This window comes from Prevotella sp. HMSC077E09, assembly GCF_001814685.1.
Classification (GTDB): domain Bacteria; phylum Bacteroidota; class Bacteroidia; order Bacteroidales; family Bacteroidaceae; genus Prevotella; species Prevotella oris.
The window spans coordinates 18,526-19,406 of sequence record NZ_KV817598.1 but is presented as its reverse complement, the minus strand read 5'-3'; the positions used below and the strand labels follow the sequence as shown (position 1 = coordinate 19,406).

Sequence of the window (881 nt, the reverse complement as noted above, 5' to 3'; positions counted from 1 at the left end):
GGCAGGTATGGTTACGGCACTCACGGTCGTCCATCGCGTTGGCTACCACTGCCACGAGCCACTTGGTGAGATACGGCAACCATTTGTCAGAGTTGCGCACGACTACGCAACTTGCCAAGTGGGGAATGGCTTTCGGTGAAAAAGAAGACACATTACTATCCCTGCAACCGGCATCATCACAGCTACTGCTATCGCCTATATCTATCAATGGCAACCCTTTTAAATACTCCTGCACAGGATTGATGCGCGGAGAAAAACTGCTCTCGATGATAGAGTAGAGATTATCGGAAGAAGTTACGATGCCTTCATCGCAATCAAGTTCCCTGCGGAGCGTATTGATTTCATAACGACCAACCTTTACAAAACGATTATTACCCTTACTGCAATATTCGGTTCTGCCCAGTACAGTATTGTATCTGAACTCGTAGTGTGTGGAGAGGTAGGTTTCTATCTCTGCATTCTTGGAGGAACTCCTCATTCGATGAGGATTTCTCCTGCTGCCTGTATTGCCTGCATCTGCGTTCTTTTTCATTATTCCCTTGAATTGGTTTCCAAGAGTGAAGTTAGGGTGAGCATGCGTAACTTCCAAGCATTCAGAGTCTTCTTGCATAATGTTGCGCTCGTCCGCTGCAAAATTCTTAGGGAAACAGGCTGTCAAGAAGAGCATTTATCGCCTCATTAAGCAAAAAACGGATGACAGGAAAAATAGATTAGCAGAAATACGGATGTTACTGTCTGCTTTCAGATGTACTCTTTTGCTTTAATTACCTTATTAACCTCATTTGTGCAGTGGCAAGAACATCAATCTGTCTCTTTTGTCCCCATCATAGCGCCACAAGCTGCCACTTGAATGAAAAGTGATGGAATAAGAAATGCCCGAT

1 pseudogene is annotated in these 881 nt (G+C 44.6%); it reads right to left on the bottom strand.

The features are described from left to right. Nucleotides 1-667, bottom strand: a pseudogene (locus HMPREF2983_RS12800) (virulence protein); the annotation flags it as partial. Nucleotides 668-881: the final 214 nt, after the last annotated feature.